Below are 15,684 nucleotides of genomic sequence, written 5' to 3' on the forward strand. Positions count from 1 at the left end.
TGAGCGTCGTTGAGCCGCTCAGGCGGCGGAGGCGGAGACCTCGGCGCGCACCGGGAGCGTCACCGGAGCGCTGAGCGACTCCGTGGCCAGCGCCCGGTCCGAGACGGCGCCGAGCACCGTGGACAGGGGGACCTCGAGGGCGGCGCAGATCGAGGCGAGCAGCTCGGAGGAGGCCTCCTTCTCACCACGCTCGACCTCGCTGAGGTAGCCGAGCGAGACCGACGCAGCGGCAGAGACCTCGCGCAGCGTGCGTCCTTGCGCGGTGCGCTCCTCGCGGAGGACGTCACCGAGCTCACGACGGAGCAGGATCATGGGGCCTCCCTTCGTGGGCGATGCGGTCACAGGACTCACGCTACTACCCGCGGCCGACACTCGTGCGGCGGTCCGGTGTTCGGAGCGCCGTGTCGGTGGCAGGGTGCCGCGCGAGGCGGGGCGCATCGGCTCGGGACGTCGAGGTGACCTCATGCCACGGACAACCCGCGCGCAGCCGTGTCTCTTCCCGCACGGCACGGATGGCGCCTGCCCCCGGATCAAGGCAGGTCGGCCAGCACCTCGAGCAGCAGCGTCAGGGCGGCGTCGACGGCGGCGGCACGGATGTCCGCGCGGCCCCCTTCGGCCAGCACCAGGCGGTGCCTCGCCTCCCCGAGCGGAGGCGCGGCGACGGCGACGTGGACGGTGCCCACGGGCTGCCCGTCCTGAGGATCCGGCCCGGCCACGCCCGTCGTGGCGATCCCGAGATCCGCGCCGGTGCGCCGCACGACGCCGTGAGCCATCTGCCGCGCCACCTCGGCATCGACGGCGCCGCGCTCGGCGAGCAGATCGGGATCGACATCGAGGAGGCTGGCCTTGAGATCAGTGGCATAGGCGATCACTCCTCCGCGCACGACCGCCGAGGCCCCGGGGACGTCGACGAGGCGCGCGCACAGTGCGCCGCCGGTCAGTGACTCGGCCGTGGCGATGGTGAGGCCGCGGGCACGCAGGGCGTCGACGACCGCGACGGGATCGAGCCTGGTCACCGGGTCAGTCCCCCGTCGAGCCGCCAGAGCGGGCCCGCTTGGCGGCCGTCCGGTCGCTGCCCTCGCGCAGGCGGTACGCCTTCAGGACGTAGTCCACTCCGGTGACCACGGTGACGACGACCGCCGCGACGAGGGTGATCCAGGCGAGCGCCTCCCACAGGCCGGCCAGCGGGAGCGTCCACAGCGGCGCCGACAGGGCGCCGAGGGCCACGGCCTGGAGCGTCGTCTTGAGCTTGCCACCGCGTCCGGCCGGCATGACACCGTGCCGGATGACGGCGAAGCGCATGAGGGTGATGCCCCATTCGCGCACGAGGACGAGGACCGTCATCCACCACGGGATGACGTCCAGCACGGACAGCCCGATGAAGGCCATCCCCGACAGCGCCTTGTCGGCGATCGGGTCGGCCACCTTCCCGAAGTTGGTCACGAGACCGCGGCTGCGCGCGATGTCGCCGTCGACCTTGTCGGTGATCATCGCCCCGACGAAGACGGCGCAGGCGAGCCACCGGTGGACAACGCTGTCGCCGCCGTGGCTGAGCAGGAGCCAGCCGAAGACGGGGACGAGGATGATCCGCAGGACCGTCAGCGCGTTGGGGAGGTTCCACGGGCTCGGCTCGACCGGCGTGACCGGAGCCGTGCCGCTCACGACGCCTCGGCGATCAGGTCGATCCCCTCGGTCCCGGTCACGACTGCGGGCACGAGGTCGCCGACCTCGGCATCGGTGCCGGTCAGGATCGTCACTCCGTCGACGTCGGGGCCCTGGTGGGCCGCGCGGCCGACGAGGTCACCGGTCTCCTCGTCGATCTCCTCGACGAGCACGACGACCTCCTCGCCGATCCGCTCCTCTGCCCGCTGGGCCGTGAGCTCCTCGACGAGGTCCTGGACCCGACGGACGCGCTCGGCGATGACGTCGGGGTCGACCTTCTCCCCCAGGCCCTCGGCCTCGGTGCCGTCCTCGTCGGAGTAACCGAAGACGCCGACGACATCGAGTCGGGCGCGCACGAGGAAGTCGACGAGGATCTCGACGTCCTCCTCGGTCTCGCCGGGGAAGCCCAGGATGACGTTGGAGCGGATGCCGGCCGTGGGCTGCACCGCACGGATCCGCTCGATGAGATCGAGGAAGGATTCGCGGTCGCCGAAGCGGCGCATCCGGCGCAGCAGCGGCCCGGAGGCGTGCTGGAAGGAGATGTCGTACCACGGCACGACGCCGTCGACGGTCGCCATGGCGTGCAGCAGTCCGGGCCGGATCTCCGCGGGCTGCAGGTAGGAGACGCGCACTCGTTCGATCCCGTCGATGGCGCCGAGTTCGGGGAGCATCGTCTCGAGCAGCCCGAGGTCTCCGAGGTCCTTGCCGTAGGACGTCGAGTTCTCGCTGACGAGGAAGAGTTCCTTGACGCCGCGCTCTGCGAGCCAGCGCGCCTCGGCGATCACGTCGGTGGGACGCCGCGACAGGAAGGCCCCGCGGAACATGGGGATGGCGCAGAACGAGCAGCGGCGGTCGCACCCGCTGGCGATCTTCAGCGGCGCCCAGGGACGACCGTCGAGCCGGGCGCGCATCACGCGCGGGCCGGAGGCAGGCGCTGGCACGGCGGCGTCCGCGGCGCTCGGGGCGGCGGGTTCGCGCATCTCGGGCGCCAGATCGCCGTGTCCGGGCACGGCGACGCCGGCCGTGTCACGTCGGTCCACGGGCGAGAGCGGCAGGAGCTGCCGACGGTCCGAGGGCGTGTGCGACGCCGGCTTGTGCCCGTCGAGGATGGAGCGAAGGTGGGACGACATGTCCGCATAGGAGTCGAAGCCGAGCACTGCGTCGGCCTCGGGCAGCTCGTCCGCGAGCTCCTGCCCGTAACGCTCGGCGAGGCAGCCAACGGCCACGACGGCCCGTGCGCCGCCCGCGTCGCGCTGCTGGGAGGCCTCGAGGATCGTGTCGATCGAGTCCTTCTTGGCCTGCTCGATGAAGCCGCAGGTGTTGACGACGGCCACGTCGGCGTCAGCCGCGTCGTCGACGAGCAGCCACCCCTCGGCCTGAAGTCGCCCGGCGAGTTCTTCGGAGTCCACCTCGTTGCGGGTGCACCCCAGGGTCACGAGGGCGACGCTGCGTTGGGTGGTGGTCATGGCCGCAACTCTAGTTGCCGCGCGAGGTCACCCACGCCGCATGACGGTGAGGGCGACGAGGCGGGAGATGACCATGGCGACGTAGAGCACCCCGAGGATCTGCTCGATCATCGCCACCGCCCGGGCCTGGGCCACCACGGGGGTCACGTCGGACAGCCCGACGCTGGTGATGTTGGCGACCGACAGATACAGCAGCTCGTGGAAGGTGCGCTGCCCCTCCCCCTGGAAGGCGACGAACGAGCCGGGATAGATCGTCTGCACCACGAGGTAGATGTAGGCGAAGGCCCAGGCCAGCACCGTGAAGGCGGCCCCGACCGCGAAGAGCTCGTCCTTGGTCACCCAGTGGTCGGCGAAGACGTACGCGATGAGTCCGTAGGCCGTGTACAGGTAGAAGATCGCGAGCAGGGTGTGCGCGGCGATGAAGATGCCGGTGTTGTCCGGGTCGACGGCACTCCACACCTCGAACACGAGCGCTGGCAGCCCGATGAGCACGGCGAGCCGCGTCAAGGCGGGCGTGGTTCGGACCGTGAAAAGGGCCAGCATGACGATGAGGAAGCTCACGACCGAGATCGCGACGCGACCGTGCTTGACGTCCTCGAGGTAGGGGATCAGCACCATCGCGACGAACTGCGCCCCGAGGAGGAACCCCGACGGTTGGCGCGTCATGATCCGCTTCCACACGGGCTGATCGGCGAGATCTCGGTGGAATTCCGGCCACAGGGTCGACATGGCCGCCACTCTAGGACAGGCGTGCCCGGTCGCTGGGACCTCGGCCGCGTCGCCGCGCACCTATCCTGCACGCATGTCGCACGCCCTCCTGCTGGCCCCGCTCGCGCTCCTCCCGGTCCTCGCCACGGCAGGGGTGGCCAAGCTGCGTAGCTCGCGGCACGTGGCCGACGCGGTGACGAGCCTGCGGCTGCCCGCGGCCCTGAGCCACTCGACCATCACCCGGGGACTGCCCGTGCTCGAGCTGGTGGTGGCCGGGGGGCTCGTCCTCACCTCGGGCGCCTGGGCGACGGCTGCGGCCGGGATCGCCGTCGTGCTGCTCCTTGCCTACGCATTCGTCATCGCACGGGCACTGAGCTTCGACGAGCCCGTCACCTGTCACTGTTTCGGCGAGATAGGGCTGGGGAAGGTGACCCGCGCGACCGTCGTCCGCAACGTCCTGCTCGTGGTCCTCGCCCTCGCTGCCCTGGCCCGGACGCTGGGTGGCGCGAGGTCCGTCGTCGCGGAGCTCGCATCCCTGTCCGGCGCCGGGTGGGCCTCGCTCGGCGTGGCCGTGCTCGTCGCGACGCTGGCGTGGCTCCTCGGTACGGAACGCGCCTCGGCCGGTGTCCCCGTGGGCATCGCCGCCGCCTCGGACGTGGCGTCGTCCAACCCCGAGGCCGCAACCACCATGGACGCCGGGGAGATCGATCCCGAGGACTACGTCCGGACGCCGATCCCGACCGTCCCCGTCACCGTGCCCGGTGGCGCCGAGGTCCCGCTGTCGGTGCTCGCCGCCAAACGGGCGCAGCTGCTCCTCTTCGTCTCGACGACGTGCCGATCCTGCCTCGTCCTCCTCGAGGAGCTGCCGGAGATCGTCACCCGGCTGTCCGCCATCGACGTCCGCGTCGCGTTCCGCAACGACCTCGCCGAGATCGCGGAGCACCATCCCGCCGCTCACCCCTACGCGGTGCGCGACGGCGGGGCCGCCGCCCGAGCCCTCGGCGTCGACGCGACACCGGGGGCAGTCCTGCTCGGCAACGACGGCCTGCTCGCGGGTGGCCCGATCATCGGCGTGGACGAGATCCGCGAGTTCGTCGACGACATCGCCGAGCAGCTCGGGGTCTGAGCATCTCGGGGCAGCGTTCCGCAGGGGCCTGATCACCTCAAGCCCCTGAGGTGCTCAGGGGCTTGAGGTGATCACGTGCGGCGAGGGTCAGTCCCGACCGGTGAGCGACCAGGCGTCGTCGTCGCTCTCCTCGACGACCTCGCGGCCCTCGAGGGACCGCGCCACCGGGTCGTCGTCGTACCGGCCCGGCTGCTTGGCCGGGACCTCGGTCGTCTCGTCCGTCCAGCTGTCGGGGCCCTCGTCCGCAACGTCATCGACGGTCGGGCCGGAAGACATCTCGGCGGGCGGCTCGTCACCGCGCAGCACCGCCAGCGTCCCCGGCAGGTCGTCGGCCTTGACGAGCACGTCGCGGGCCTTGGACCCCTCGGACGGTCCCACGATGCCGCGGGACTCGAGCAGGTCCATGAGCCGGCCGGCCTTCGCGAAGCCCACGCGCAGCTTGCGCTGGAGCATGGACGTCGAGCCGAACTGGGACGTCACGACGAGCTCGGTCGCCTGCAGCAGCAGGTCGAGGTCGTCGCCGATGTCCTCGTCGATGTGCTTCTGGGGTGCGACGACGGCGACGTCCTCGCGGTACATCGGCTTGAGCTGCTCGGTGACGTGCTTGACGACGGCCGCGACCTCGGACTCCGAGACCCAGGCGCCCTGCACACGCATCGGCTTGCTCGCACCCATCGGCAGGAAGAGCGCGTCGCCCTGACCGAGGAGTTTCTCCGCACCGGGCTGGTCCAGGACCACGCGGCTGTCGGCGAGCGACGAGGTCGCGAAGGCCATCCGGGACGGGACGTTCGCCTTGATCAGACCGGTGACGACGTCGACGGAGGGACGCTGCGTCGCGAGCACGAGGTGGATGCCGGCCGCGCGGGCGAGCTGGGTGATGCGGACGATGGAGTCCTCGACGTCACGCGGCGCGACCATCATGAGGTCGGCGAGCTCATCGACGATGACCAGCAGGTACGGGTAGGGCTGGATGACCCGCTCGCTGCCGGGGAGCGGCTTGACCGCGCCCGCCTTGACGGCCTTGTTGAAGTCGTCCACGTGCTTGTAGCCGTAGAGCGCGAGGTCGTCGTAGCGCATGTCCATCTCGCGCACGACCCACTGCAGCGCCTCGGCCGCCTTCTTGGGGTTGGTGATGATCGGCGTGATGAGGTGGGGGATGCCCTCATAGGCGTTGAGCTCGACCCGCTTGGGGTCGACGAGGACCATCCGGACCTCGTCCGGGGTGGCCCGCATGAGGATCGACGTGATCATCGAGTTGACGAAGGACGACTTGCCCGAGCCGGTGGCACCGGCCACGAGCGTGTGCGGCATCTTCGCGAGGTTGGCGATGACGTAGCCGCCCTCGACGTCCTTGCCGACACCCATGACCATCGGGTGGTCGTTGTTGCGCGCGACGCCGCTGCGGAGGACGTCGCCGAGGCAGACCATCTCCTTGTCGGCGTTGGGGATCTCGATGCCGATGGCGGACTTGCCGGGGATCGGGCTGAGGATGCGGACGTCCGCCGACGCGACGGAGTAGGCGATGTTCTTGCTCAGCGCCGTGACGCGCTCGACCTTGACGCCGGGACCGAGCTCGACGACGTAGCGCGTCACCGTCGGGCCGCGCGTGAAGCCGGTGACCTGGGCGTCGATGCCGAACTCGTCGAGGACCTGCGTCAGGGACTCGACGACGGCGTCGTTGGCCGCGGACCGCTCCTTGTGCGGGGCGCCCTGCTTGAGGACCTGGCTGTCGGGCAACGAGTACTGGATGTCGCCGGCGAGGGCGAGCTGCTCGACGCGCTTGGGCAGCTGCTGCGTGGGCGGAGGCTCGAGCTTGCCCTCGTCCTTGGCCGACACATCGGTGATCGCGGCGGACGCCGCGGTCGACGTGGCACCCGGGGCGAGCACACCGGGGGCGGTGGGTCGCTTCTCCCCCGGACGCGGCCCCTGCGCCTTGGCCGCGGCGGCGGCCTCGGCCTCCTCCTCGGCCCGGGCCACCTCGGCGGCCTGGTCGTAGGCGCGGTCACCGTTGCGGGCGCCGTCGAGGTCGTCGAGGTCGGTCCGGCGGCGGCGACGGGCCTTGGTGACGGCCTGGGCCGGGGCGTCGAGCGACGCGAGGTCCTGGTCGTGGTGCGGGCGGTGCATGAGGTCGGCACGGGCCTGGGCGATGCGCTCAGGAACCATGTGCATCGGCGTGCCGGTGAGGATGAGGAGTCCGAACACGGCCAGCAGGGCGAGCAGGATCCCGGCGCCCCACGGGGTCAGTGCGGCCGCGAGCGGGTCGGCGGCGAGGAAGCCGATGATCCCGCCGGCGTCGCGCATGGGGCCCGCCCCGTCCGGCGGCTGCGGGATGTCCTTGGCGATGTGGGTCAGGCCGCAGGTGGCAAAGACGAGGAAGGTCGTGCCGAATCCGACGCGCGCGTCGGCGGCCTCCTCGCGCGGGGTGCGCAGCAGGCGGACGCCGAGGGCGAGCAGGACGAGTGGCATGGCGTAGGCGACGCGGCCGAAGGTGCCCGCGGCCACGGCGTGGATGACGTCACCGGCGGCGCCGGGCAGGCCCCACCACTCGCGAGCGGCGAAGACGACGGCGAGGGCGACGAGCAGAAGGCCCCAACCGTCACGACGGTGCTCGGGCTCGATCTCGCCCGCGCTCGTGCCAACACGGCGGGCAGCGCCTCCCGCGGCACCGGCCACGCCGAGCCACGTGCCCTTCACGGCGCGCAGGGGCAGGGGCAGTCCGCCACCGGCCGGCTTGCGCTTCTGGGGCGAGCGGCGGGCGGGTTGCTTGCGGCCGCCGGGGCGGGTCGACGAGGACCCGCGGGCGCGCGTGGATGTGGACGGACGGGTGGCCATGTTGGGCACGCTACGTCACAGCCCCGCCAGAAACACGCGTCACACGCGTAACGGCGCGAATTGCCGCTCCCTCGGTTCTCGGGCGGCACGGCGCCCCCGGAGCCCCTGTCTCGCATCGTGGAAGGTCGCCCGCGACGGCTGGCCCGTGCCGAGCGAAGTCGCTATCTTCGTCGTCAAGGTCATGAGTGCCAGCACACAGCCCCGGCTTGCTGGCCAGCAACCCTCCTTCCGCGGTGGGGTGCTCCGGGTGACGACCTGGCCGTGCGCCAGTGGCGTTCGGCAAGCGCGGACGTCCTGTGTCAGGAGGTCCCTCGGACCGGAAGGCACAGCACATGTCGATCGCCAACCTCAACTCCACCGGGCGGCTCCCTGAGCGGGCTCGCAAGGCCGCCCCCAGCCACCTGCACTCCGTGACCACGACCGGGCAGGTGCCCGAGGTCGTCTCCGCCGGCCTGCTCTGCGAGACCCTCGACGGGGACCGCGTGGAGTACGCGAACTTCGACCACGGCGCCTCGGCCCCGGCCCTCGCGACGGTCAAGCAGGCCGTCGACGTGGCCACCCGCACCTACTCGTCGGTCCACCGCGGCAACGGCTACGCCTCCAAGGTGACGAGCGCCCACTACGAGGCCGCTCGCGCCGAGGTCGCCCGGTTCGTCGGGGCCCGGGACGACGACACCGTCATCTTCACGCGTAACACGACGGACTCCTTCAACCTGCTTGCGAAGGCGCTCCCCCGCCAGACCGTCGTCTTCGTCTTCTCGACGGAGCACCACGCGACCCTCCTCCCCTGGCCCGAGCGTCGCACCGTGCGCCTGCCCGTCCCCGGCAGCCTGCGCGATGCAGAGATCCTGCTCGAGGACGCGCTCGAGGCCGTGCCCGCCCGGCACCGCCTCGTCGTCCTCACCGGCGCCTCCAACGTCACGGGCGAGCTCTGGCCCGTCGAGCGCTTCGCCGAGATCGCCCACGAGGCCGGCGCCCGCGTCGCCGTCGACGCCGCGCAGCTCGCCCCGCACAAGGCGATCGACCTCGAGGCCCTGGGCGCCGACTACCTCGCCTTCTCCGGACACAAGCTCTACGCGCCCTACGGCGCTGGGGTCCTCGTGGGCCGCAGCGACTGGCTCGACGCCGCACAGCCCTACCTCGCCGGCGGCGGCGCGACGTCCTCCGTGACCGAGCGCTCGACGACCTGGCAGCGCGGCGCGGCACGGCACGAGGCGGGCAGCCCCAACGTGCTCGGTGCGGTCGCCCTCGCCGCGGCGTGCTCCGCCTTCACCGCCCACCGCGCGGAGATCGAGGCGCACGAGGACGCCATCGGCCACCGGCTGCTGACGGAACTGGACGAGATCCCCGGCGTCACGACCTACACGCTCTTCCAGGGCGAGGTCGACCGCCTGCCCGTCGTCACGCTGACGATCGACGGCCTCGACTCCTCCCTCGTGTCCGCGGCCCTCTCGCTCGAGCACGGCATCGGCGTGCGCGACGGCAAGTTCTGCGCGCACCCCTTCGTCGACGCCCTGCTCGAAGGGGGCCCGGCCACGGCCGTGCGGATCAGCGCCGGTCTCGGCACCACCCAGGAGCACGTCACCCGGCTCGTGGCCGCGGTGCGCGAACTCGCGGTCGACGGCACGCGGCACGAGTGGCTGCACGTCGAGGGCCAGGGTTGGGTCCCCGCGGCTGCTCCCGAGGAAGCCGCCATCCCCCTCCCCTGGTGAGCACCCCGCCGGGAAGAAGCCTGTGGTCGAGCCTCCGATGAAGGTTTCACCTGAATCTTGGTAGTCTCTACCGGTGGATGCTTCATCTGGCGTCCGATGAAGGAGATGCCATGACCTCCACCTCGCTCGTCGCCACCCTCATCGGTGACGTCATCGGCTCGCCGGTGGCGGATCGCCCCGCCCTGCACGAACGACTCACCCGGCAACTCGATCTCGTCAACGAGCAGTTGTCCCCGGTCGAACCGCTGGCGATCACCGTCGGCGACGAGTTCCAGGGCGCCTTCGGGACCATCGGTGCGGCGATCGACGCGGCGCTGCGGATCCGACTCGGGCTCCTCCCCCTGGCGGATCTCCGGTGCGGACTCGCCTGGGGTGAGGTGACGATCCTCGACGCGGCCCGACGCACCCAGGACGGCCCCGCGTGGTGGGCCGCCCGCGAGGCGATCGGTGCCGCGAAGGAGGCCGAGACCGACCGGGTGACCGCGGCCGTCCGGACTGTCGTGGCCGGTGCCGGGCCGGGGCCTGACGCGGTCAACGCGGCCGTGGCCTTCCGGGACCTGCTCCTCGACGACCTCGACGACCGCTCGCGTGCCATCGTCGCGGGCCTGCTCGAGGGACGGACGAAGGCGGAGATCGCCGAACGCGTGGCCATCAGCCCGTCGGCCGTCTCGCAGCGCGCGGCCCGACACGGGCTCGATCTCATCGCCCGGGCCGAGGCCCGACTGGCGGCCACCGACTGGCGCGACCGACCCTCGCGACCCTGAGCTCCCGACCCTGAGCCCCCCACGCTGAGGCCTCGCGGCCCGTGAACTCTCGCGACCCCGTGCGCTGTCAGCCCACCGTGGTTGGATCGTCGGTGTGAGCATCCTGAGCGTCCTCCTGCTGTCCGTGGCGCTGGCCGACCTGGCCCGCACCGGCCGGATGACCCGTCCTGCCGCCACCGGCGTAGCCGCCCTCGTCGGGGTCGCGGCCGTCGCCATCCTCGGCGCGCTCACCGACCTCGCCACCGCCGGGGACATCACCCTGCTCGTCGTGGCCGCGGTCACGACCGTCGCCTGGGTTGTCCTGTCCGGTCGGGCGCTGCGGGCATTCGGCGCCGACCTCGCGGCGCTGGCCGCGCTCGGCGTCGGGATCCTCGCCCTCCTCCTCCTCTGGTCGGGTCACGCCTCACCCGTGCGGGGCCCCTTCGCCCACTGGCTCGGGTGGACCGGGCTCGCGCCCGGGCTCGACCCGGGGCGCGCGCTGCTCCTCATGGCCCTCGTCGCCCTCCAACTGAGCACGGGCAACGTCATCGTCCGACTCGTGCTGGGCGCCGTCGGGGCGATCCGGCCCAGCGGTGAGCCGCAAGCCTCGGACAGCCTGAAGGGCGGCCGACTGCTCGGACCGATGGAGCGCATCCTCATCCTCGGGCTCGGGCTCGCCGGCCAGGTCACCGCCGCGGGCATCGTCATCGCCGCGAAGGGGGGCTCATCCGCTTCCCCGAACTTCAGGCCAAGCAGAACGACAGCCAGACCGTCACCGGCGTCGGGATCGACGCCGTCACCGAGTACTTCCTCGTCGGCAGCTTCGTCAGTTGGCTCATTGCCCTGACGTCGCTCGCGGCCGTGCACCTCGGCACGACCTGAGGTCATTCTCGAGCGTGAGCGCCGTCAGGCCTCGATGACGACGGGAATGATCATCGGACGGCGACGGATCTTGCCGCCGACCCAGCCGCCGATGGCGCGGCGGATGACCTGCTGCAGCTCGTAGGCGTCCTTCGACCCGTTGGCCGTGGCGTCGGCGAGCGCCTGCTCGATCTTGGGCCGGACCTGCTCGAAGATCTCGGCGTCCTCGGCGAAGCCTCGGGCCGTGATCTCCGGGCCCGCCGCGATCTTCCCCGTTTGCGCATCGATGACGACGATGACCGAGATGAAGCCCTCGTCACGCAGGATCCGCCGGTCCTTGAGGATCTCCTCGGAGTTCTCCCCGACGTTCGACCCGTCGACATAGACGTAGCCGCACGGGACGGCGCCGACGATGCGCGCCTGCCCCTCGTGCAGATCGACGACCACGCCGTCCTCGGCGAGGACGACGTTCGCGGCCGGCACACCCGTGGCCATGGCGAGGTCACCGTTCGCCACGAGATGGCGCCATTCGCCGTGCACGGGCATGACGTTGTGGCCGGCTTGACGATGTTGTAGCAGTAGAGGAGCTCGCCCGCGCTGGCGTGACCGGAGACATGGACCTTGGCGTTGCCCTTGTGGACGACGTCCGCGCCGAGCCGCATGAGCCCGTTGATGACGCGGTACACGGCGTTCTCGTTACCGGGGATGAGCGAACTCGCCATGAGCACCGTGTCACCCTGACCGACGTCGATCCGGTGGTCCTGGTTGGCCATCCGGGACAGCGCCGCCATGGGCTCGCCCTGCGAACCGGTGCAGATGAGCACGACCTTATCGTCGGGATAGTCGGCCAACTTCTTGACGTCGACGAGGATCCGGTCCGGCACATTGAGGTAGCCGAGGTCTGCGGCGATCCCCATGTTGCGGATCATCGAGCGGCCGACCATGGCGACCTTGCGGCCAGCCCGATCCGCTGCGTCGAGCACCTGCTGCACGCGGTGGACGTGGGAGGAGAAGCAGGCGACGATGATGCGCCGCTGGGCGTCGCGGAAGACCTTGTCGATCGCGGCCGAGATCTCCCGCTCGGGCGTCGTGAACCCCGGGACCTCGGCGTTGGTCGAGTCGGTCATGAAGAGGTCCACGCCCTCCTCGCCGAGCCGGGCGAAGGCACGCAGGTCGGTGAGCCGGCCGTCGAGCGGCAGCTGGTCCATCTTGAAGTCGCCCGTGTGGAGGATCGATCCGCCGGGGGTGCGCACCATGACGGCGAGAGCGTCCGGGATCGAGTGGTTCACCGCGACGAACTCGCAGTCGAAGACCCCGAACGTCTCGCGCATGCCCTCCTTCACCCCCCGTAGGTGTAGGGCTGGATGCGGTGCTCCTTGAGCTTGGCCTCGATGAGCGCGAGCGTGAGCTGGGAGCCGACGAGCGGGATGTCGCGCTTGAGCCTCAGGAGGTAGGGCACGGCGCCGATGTGGTCCTCGTGGCCGTGCGTGAGCACGATCGCCTGGACGTCGTCGAGGCGATCCTCGATGTAGGAGAAGTCGGGGAGGATGAGGTCGATGCCCGGGTGGTGGTCGTCGGGGAAGAGCACCCCGCAGTCGATGACGAGCAGCTGACCGGCGTGCTCGATGACGGCCATGTTGCGTCCCACCTCGCCGAGCCCGCCGAGGGCGACCACGCGGACGGCGCCGTCGCGCAGGGCGGGAGGCAGGGCCAACTCGGGGTGCGGGTGACTCACAGCAGGTCCAGTCCTTCCAGTGCCGCGCGCAGGGCCGCGACCTCGTCGTCGGTGGCCTCGACCAGCGGCAGCCGGACCGTCGCGGACTCGAGGATCCCGAGCTCGCGCAGGGCCGCCTTCGCACTGATGGCCCCCTGGGTGAGGTTCATGACCGCGTTGACCAGCGGCACGAGGCGCCGGTGCGTCGCGAGAGCCGAGGCGAGATCACCGGCGTCGAGGGCGGCGAAGAGGTCCGCGTAGACCGTCGGCGCGACCTGGGTGGTCACACCGACGAGACCGTGCGCACCCTGGGTGAGGTGGGACAGCGCCGCGGCGTCGTCGCCCGCGTACCAGAGGAGGTCCGTCGCGCTCATGACCTCGGTCGCGGCCCAGAGGTCGCCCTTGGCGTCCTTGACGGCGGTGATGGCCGGGTGCGCCGAGAGAGCGATGAGCGACTCGGTGGTGATCGGAACGCCCGAGCGACCGGGGATGTCGTAGAGCATGACGGGCACGTCCGCGGCGTCGGCGACGGCCGTGAAGTGCGCCCGGATGCCAGCCTGCGGCGGCTTGTTGTAGTACGGGGTGACGAGCAGGACGCCGTCGGCGCCCGCGGCCACCGCCGCTCGGGTCAGCTCGATCGTGTGGGCCGTGTCGTTGGTGCCCGTCCCCGCGGTGACGCGGGCCCGATCGCCGACGGCCTCGACGACGGCGCGGACGAGGTCCGCCTTCTCCGCGTCGGTCGTGGTGGGTGACTCCCCCCGTCGTGCCGTTGACGACGAGTCCGTCGTGCCCGGCATCCACGAGATGCGCGGCGAGGCGCTGGGCGGCATCGGATCGAGATCGACGCTGCCGTCCGCATGCAGGGGCGTGACCATGGCCGAGATGAGGCGGCCGAAGGGGGAAGTCGCAGGCATGGGTGCAGGTTACCGGTCGGGTCCGGCGTCGGCGGGCCGGTGTAGGTTCGGAACGTGCGCGCCTACCTCGACCTCCTCGACCACGTGCTCACCCACGGGGTGGACAAGTCCGACCGCACGGGGACCGGGACGCGCAGCGTCTTCGGTCACCAGATGCGCTTCGACCTGGCCGAGGGGTTCCCCGTCGTCACGACGAAGAAGCTGCACCTGCGCTCCATCATCGGCGAGCTCCTGTGGTTCCTGCGGGGCGACACGAACGTGGCCTGGCTGCGCGAGCGCGGCATCACCATCTGGGACGAGTGGGCGGACGAGAACGGCGATCTCGGCCCCGTCTACGGACACCAGTGGCGTTCGTGGCCCACGCCCGACGGTGGTCACGTCGACCAGATCACGAAGGTGATCGAGAGCATCCGGAGCAATCCGGACAGCCGCCGGCACATCGTCTCCGCGTGGAACGTGGCCGACGTCGACGACATGGCGCTGCCGCCGTGTCACACGATGTTCCAGTTCTACGTCGCGCCGCCGACGGAGGAAGGGGGGCGTGGCCGGCTGTCCTGCCAGCTGTACCAGCGCAGCGGCGACCTCTTCCTCGGCGTGCCCTTCAACATCGCGTCCTACGCCCTGTTGACGATGATGGTCGCGCAGCTGACCGACCTCGAGCCCGGCGAGTTCGTGCACACCCTCGGCGACGTGCACCTCTACAGCAACCACCTCGACCAGGCCCGTGAGCAGCTCACCCGCGAGCCCTTCCCGCTGCCGACGATGCGGATCACCCCACGCGACCGGATCGACGACTACGACCTCGGCGACTTCGAGCTCGTCGGCTACCAGGCGCACCCCTCGATCAAGGCCCCCATCGCCGTCTGAGCCGGCCCGAGCGCGAGGAGAACCCATGACGCGCCTCACGATGATCGCCGCCGTCGGACGCAACGGCGTCATCGGTGACGGCTCCGCCATGCCCTGGCACCTGCCCGAGGACCTGCGCTTCTTCAAGGCCACGACGGTGGGGCACGCCCTCATCATGGGACGGGCGACCTTCGACTCCATCGGCCGGGCGCTGCCGGGACGACGCACGATCGTCGTCACGCGCCAGCACGACTGGACCCGCCCCGGCGTCGAGACCGCCCACTCGCTGCCGGACGCCCTGGCGTTGGCCGGACCCGGCGACGAGGTCTTCGTGTGCGGCGGCGGTCAGGTCTACCGCGAGGCGATGCCGTGGGCACAGCGGCTCGTGATCACCGAGGTGGACCAGTCCCCCGAGGGCTCGGTCACCTTCCCGGCGATCGACCCCGAGCAGTGGCGCGAGGTGAGTCGGGAGCCCGGCGACGGGATCGCCTTCGTCACCTACGAGCGGGTCTGACGCGAGCGCCTACTCGTCGTAGTCCAGCTCGACCTCGTCGCTGACGGGGTGGGCCTGGCAGGCAGGCGAGGACGATCCCGCGGGCGATCTCGTCCGCCTCGAGGGCGTAGTTGCGGTCCATCGACACCTCACCGCTGACGACCCGGGCGCGGCAGGTGCCGCACACCCCTCCGGTGCACGAATACGGCGCGTCGGGCCGCTGGCGCAGCGTCGCGTCGAGGATCGACTCGGCGCGGGTCGGCATCTCGATCCGGGTGCGCCGACCGTCGAGCCGGACGGTGACGACCGCCTCGGCCGGTGCGCCCTCGTCGATGACCACCTGGGCGGCCCGCCCCTCCTGGGAGGCGACGTGGAAGACCTCGTGGTGCACCCGGTCGGTGGCGACCCCGGCCATGGCGAGGAGCGACTGGGCTCCTTCGACCATGCCCTGGGGACCGCAGAGGTAGAACTCGTCGACGTCAGCCACCGGGGCGAACGCGGCGAGCAGCGCACTGATGCGGTTCGGGTCGAGCCGGCCCGAGAGCAGCTCGGACTCGCGCGGCTCCCGGGAGAGGACGTGCACGAGTTGGATCGCTCTGGGTGGGCG

The 15,684-nt window shown here is 71.3% G+C and carries 14 protein-coding genes, 1 pseudogene and 1 riboswitch; of the genes and pseudogenes, 6 read left to right on the forward strand and 9 right to left on the reverse strand.

From position 1 onward, the window contains the following. Positions 1–18: 18 nt before the first annotated feature. The 5 genes from ACQBAS_RS07980 to ACQBAS_RS08000 all read right to left on the reverse strand — a co-directional run bounded on the left by ACQBAS_RS07980 (position 19) and on the right by ACQBAS_RS08000 (position 3,857). Entirely contained in the window at positions 19–312 is a 294-nt protein-coding gene (locus tag ACQBAS_RS07980) for a helix-turn-helix domain-containing protein (RefSeq protein ID WP_427385605.1), read from the reverse strand. A gap of 218 nt (positions 313–530) precedes the next feature. After that, positions 531–1,016: a CinA family protein gene (locus ACQBAS_RS07985; protein ID WP_427383276.1), complete on the reverse strand. Its 486-nt coding sequence runs from the start codon at positions 1,014–1,016 to the stop codon at positions 531–533. A gap of 4 nt (positions 1,017–1,020) precedes the next feature. Then, complete coding sequence (gene pgsA, locus ACQBAS_RS07990; RefSeq protein ID WP_427383277.1) at positions 1,021–1,662, reverse strand: CDP-diacylglycerol--glycerol-3-phosphate 3-phosphatidyltransferase; 642 nt, start codon at positions 1,660–1,662, stop codon at positions 1,021–1,023. Next, entirely contained in the window at positions 1,659–3,128 is a 1,470-nt protein-coding gene (rimO, locus tag ACQBAS_RS07995; protein WP_427383278.1) for a 30S ribosomal protein S12 methylthiotransferase RimO, read from the reverse strand. Before rimO ends, pgsA begins: the two co-directional genes overlap by 4 nt. A 27-nt stretch (positions 3,129–3,155) precedes the next feature. Beyond that, positions 3,156–3,857, reverse strand: coding sequence for an ion channel (locus ACQBAS_RS08000; protein WP_427383279.1), 702 nt, complete (start codon positions 3,855–3,857; stop codon positions 3,156–3,158). 73 nt (positions 3,858–3,930) lie between these two features. On the opposite strand from ACQBAS_RS08000, the gene ACQBAS_RS08005 reads away from it, so the two are divergent. Further along, complete coding sequence (locus tag ACQBAS_RS08005; protein ID WP_427383280.1) at positions 3,931–4,962, forward strand: TlpA family protein disulfide reductase; 1,032 nt, start codon at positions 3,931–3,933, stop codon at positions 4,960–4,962. Between the two features lie 87 nt (positions 4,963–5,049). Here ACQBAS_RS08005 and ACQBAS_RS08010 read toward each other — a convergent pair whose 3' ends face one another. Beyond that, complete coding sequence (locus ACQBAS_RS08010; protein WP_427383281.1) at positions 5,050–7,794, reverse strand: DNA translocase FtsK 4TM domain-containing protein; 2,745 nt, start codon at positions 7,792–7,794, stop codon at positions 5,050–5,052. 177 nt (positions 7,795–7,971) lie between these two features. Next, positions 7,972–8,086: riboswitch (SAM riboswitch) on the forward strand. 40 nt (positions 8,087–8,126) lie between these two features. Between ACQBAS_RS08010 and ACQBAS_RS08015 the strand changes: the two genes are divergently transcribed. The 3 genes from ACQBAS_RS08015 (at position 8,127) to ACQBAS_RS08025 (ending at position 11,096) form a co-directional block, all read left to right on the forward strand. Next, positions 8,127–9,506 carry an aminotransferase class V-fold PLP-dependent enzyme gene (locus tag ACQBAS_RS08015; protein ID WP_427383282.1) on the forward strand — a complete coding sequence of 460 codons (1,380 nt, stop codon included), beginning with the start codon at positions 8,127–8,129 and terminating at the stop codon, positions 9,504–9,506. Positions 9,507–9,616: 110 nt separating this feature from the next. Then, complete coding sequence (locus tag ACQBAS_RS08020; protein ID WP_427383283.1) at positions 9,617–10,270, forward strand: SatD family protein; 654 nt, start codon at positions 9,617–9,619, stop codon at positions 10,268–10,270. A 94-nt stretch (positions 10,271–10,364) separates the two neighbouring features. Beyond that, a complete protein-coding gene (locus ACQBAS_RS08025) occupies positions 10,365–11,096 on the forward strand; it encodes a hypothetical protein (RefSeq protein ID WP_427383284.1) in 732 nt (243 codons plus the stop codon). A 59-nt stretch (positions 11,097–11,155) separates the two neighbouring features. On the opposite strand, the pseudogene ACQBAS_RS08030 reads toward ACQBAS_RS08025, so the two are convergent. Together ACQBAS_RS08030 and dapA are read right to left on the reverse strand one after the other, a co-directional pair. Further along, positions 11,156–12,845, reverse strand: a pseudogene (locus tag ACQBAS_RS08030) (ribonuclease J). Then, on the reverse strand, positions 12,842–13,738 hold the full coding sequence (dapA, locus tag ACQBAS_RS08035) for a 4-hydroxy-tetrahydrodipicolinate synthase (RefSeq protein WP_427383285.1): 897 nt from the start codon (positions 13,736–13,738) through the stop codon (positions 12,842–12,844). Before dapA ends, ACQBAS_RS08030 begins: the two are co-directional and overlap by 4 nt. A 54-nt stretch (positions 13,739–13,792) precedes the next feature. Here dapA and ACQBAS_RS08040 point away from each other — a divergent pair, with 54 nt between their 5' ends. Beyond that, positions 13,793–14,605, forward strand: a complete 813-nt coding sequence (locus ACQBAS_RS08040) for a thymidylate synthase (RefSeq protein WP_427383286.1) — start codon at positions 13,793–13,795, stop codon at positions 14,603–14,605. 25 nt (positions 14,606–14,630) lie between these two features. Then, a complete protein-coding gene (locus tag ACQBAS_RS08045) occupies positions 14,631–15,098 on the forward strand; it encodes a dihydrofolate reductase (protein ID WP_427383287.1) in 468 nt (155 codons plus the stop codon). Here ACQBAS_RS08045 and ACQBAS_RS08050 read toward each other — a convergent pair. After that, a complete protein-coding gene (locus tag ACQBAS_RS08050) occupies positions 15,079–15,660 on the reverse strand; it encodes a 2Fe-2S iron-sulfur cluster-binding protein (RefSeq protein ID WP_427383288.1) in 582 nt (193 codons plus the stop codon). The genes ACQBAS_RS08045 and ACQBAS_RS08050 overlap by 20 nt on opposite strands. Between the last annotated feature and the right edge of the window lie 24 nt (positions 15,661–15,684).

It is taken from the genome of Janibacter zhaoxuefangae (genome assembly GCF_050271985.1).
Taxonomy (GTDB): domain Bacteria; phylum Actinomycetota; class Actinomycetes; order Actinomycetales; family Dermatophilaceae.

Bases quoted from the DNA above. Each gene is read 5' to 3' on its own strand.
- ACQBAS_RS07980 (WP_427385605.1), bottom strand. From the start codon at position 312: ATGATCCTGCTCCGTCGTGAGCTCGGTGACGTCCTCCGCGAGGAGCGC.
- rimO (WP_427383278.1), bottom strand. From the start codon at position 3,128: ATGACCACCACCCAACGCAGCGTCGCCCTCGTGACCCTGGGGTGCACC.
- ACQBAS_RS08000 (WP_427383279.1), bottom strand. From the start codon at position 3,857: ATGTCGACCCTGTGGCCGGAATTCCACCGAGATCTCGCCGATCAGCCC.
- ACQBAS_RS08005 (WP_427383280.1), top strand. From the start codon at position 3,931: ATGTCGCACGCCCTCCTGCTGGCCCCGCTCGCGCTCCTCCCGGTCCTC.
- ACQBAS_RS08010 (WP_427383281.1), bottom strand. From the start codon at position 7,794: ATGGCCACCCGTCCGTCCACATCCACGCGCGCCCGCGGGTCCTCGTCG.
- ACQBAS_RS08015 (WP_427383282.1), top strand. From the start codon at position 8,127: ATGTCGATCGCCAACCTCAACTCCACCGGGCGGCTCCCTGAGCGGGCT.
- ACQBAS_RS08020 (WP_427383283.1), top strand. From the start codon at position 9,617: ATGACCTCCACCTCGCTCGTCGCCACCCTCATCGGTGACGTCATCGGC.
- dapA (WP_427383285.1), bottom strand. From the start codon at position 13,738: ATGCCTGCGACTTCCCCCTTCGGCCGCCTCATCTCGGCCATGGTCACG.
- ACQBAS_RS08045 (WP_427383287.1), top strand. From the start codon at position 14,631: ATGACGCGCCTCACGATGATCGCCGCCGTCGGACGCAACGGCGTCATC.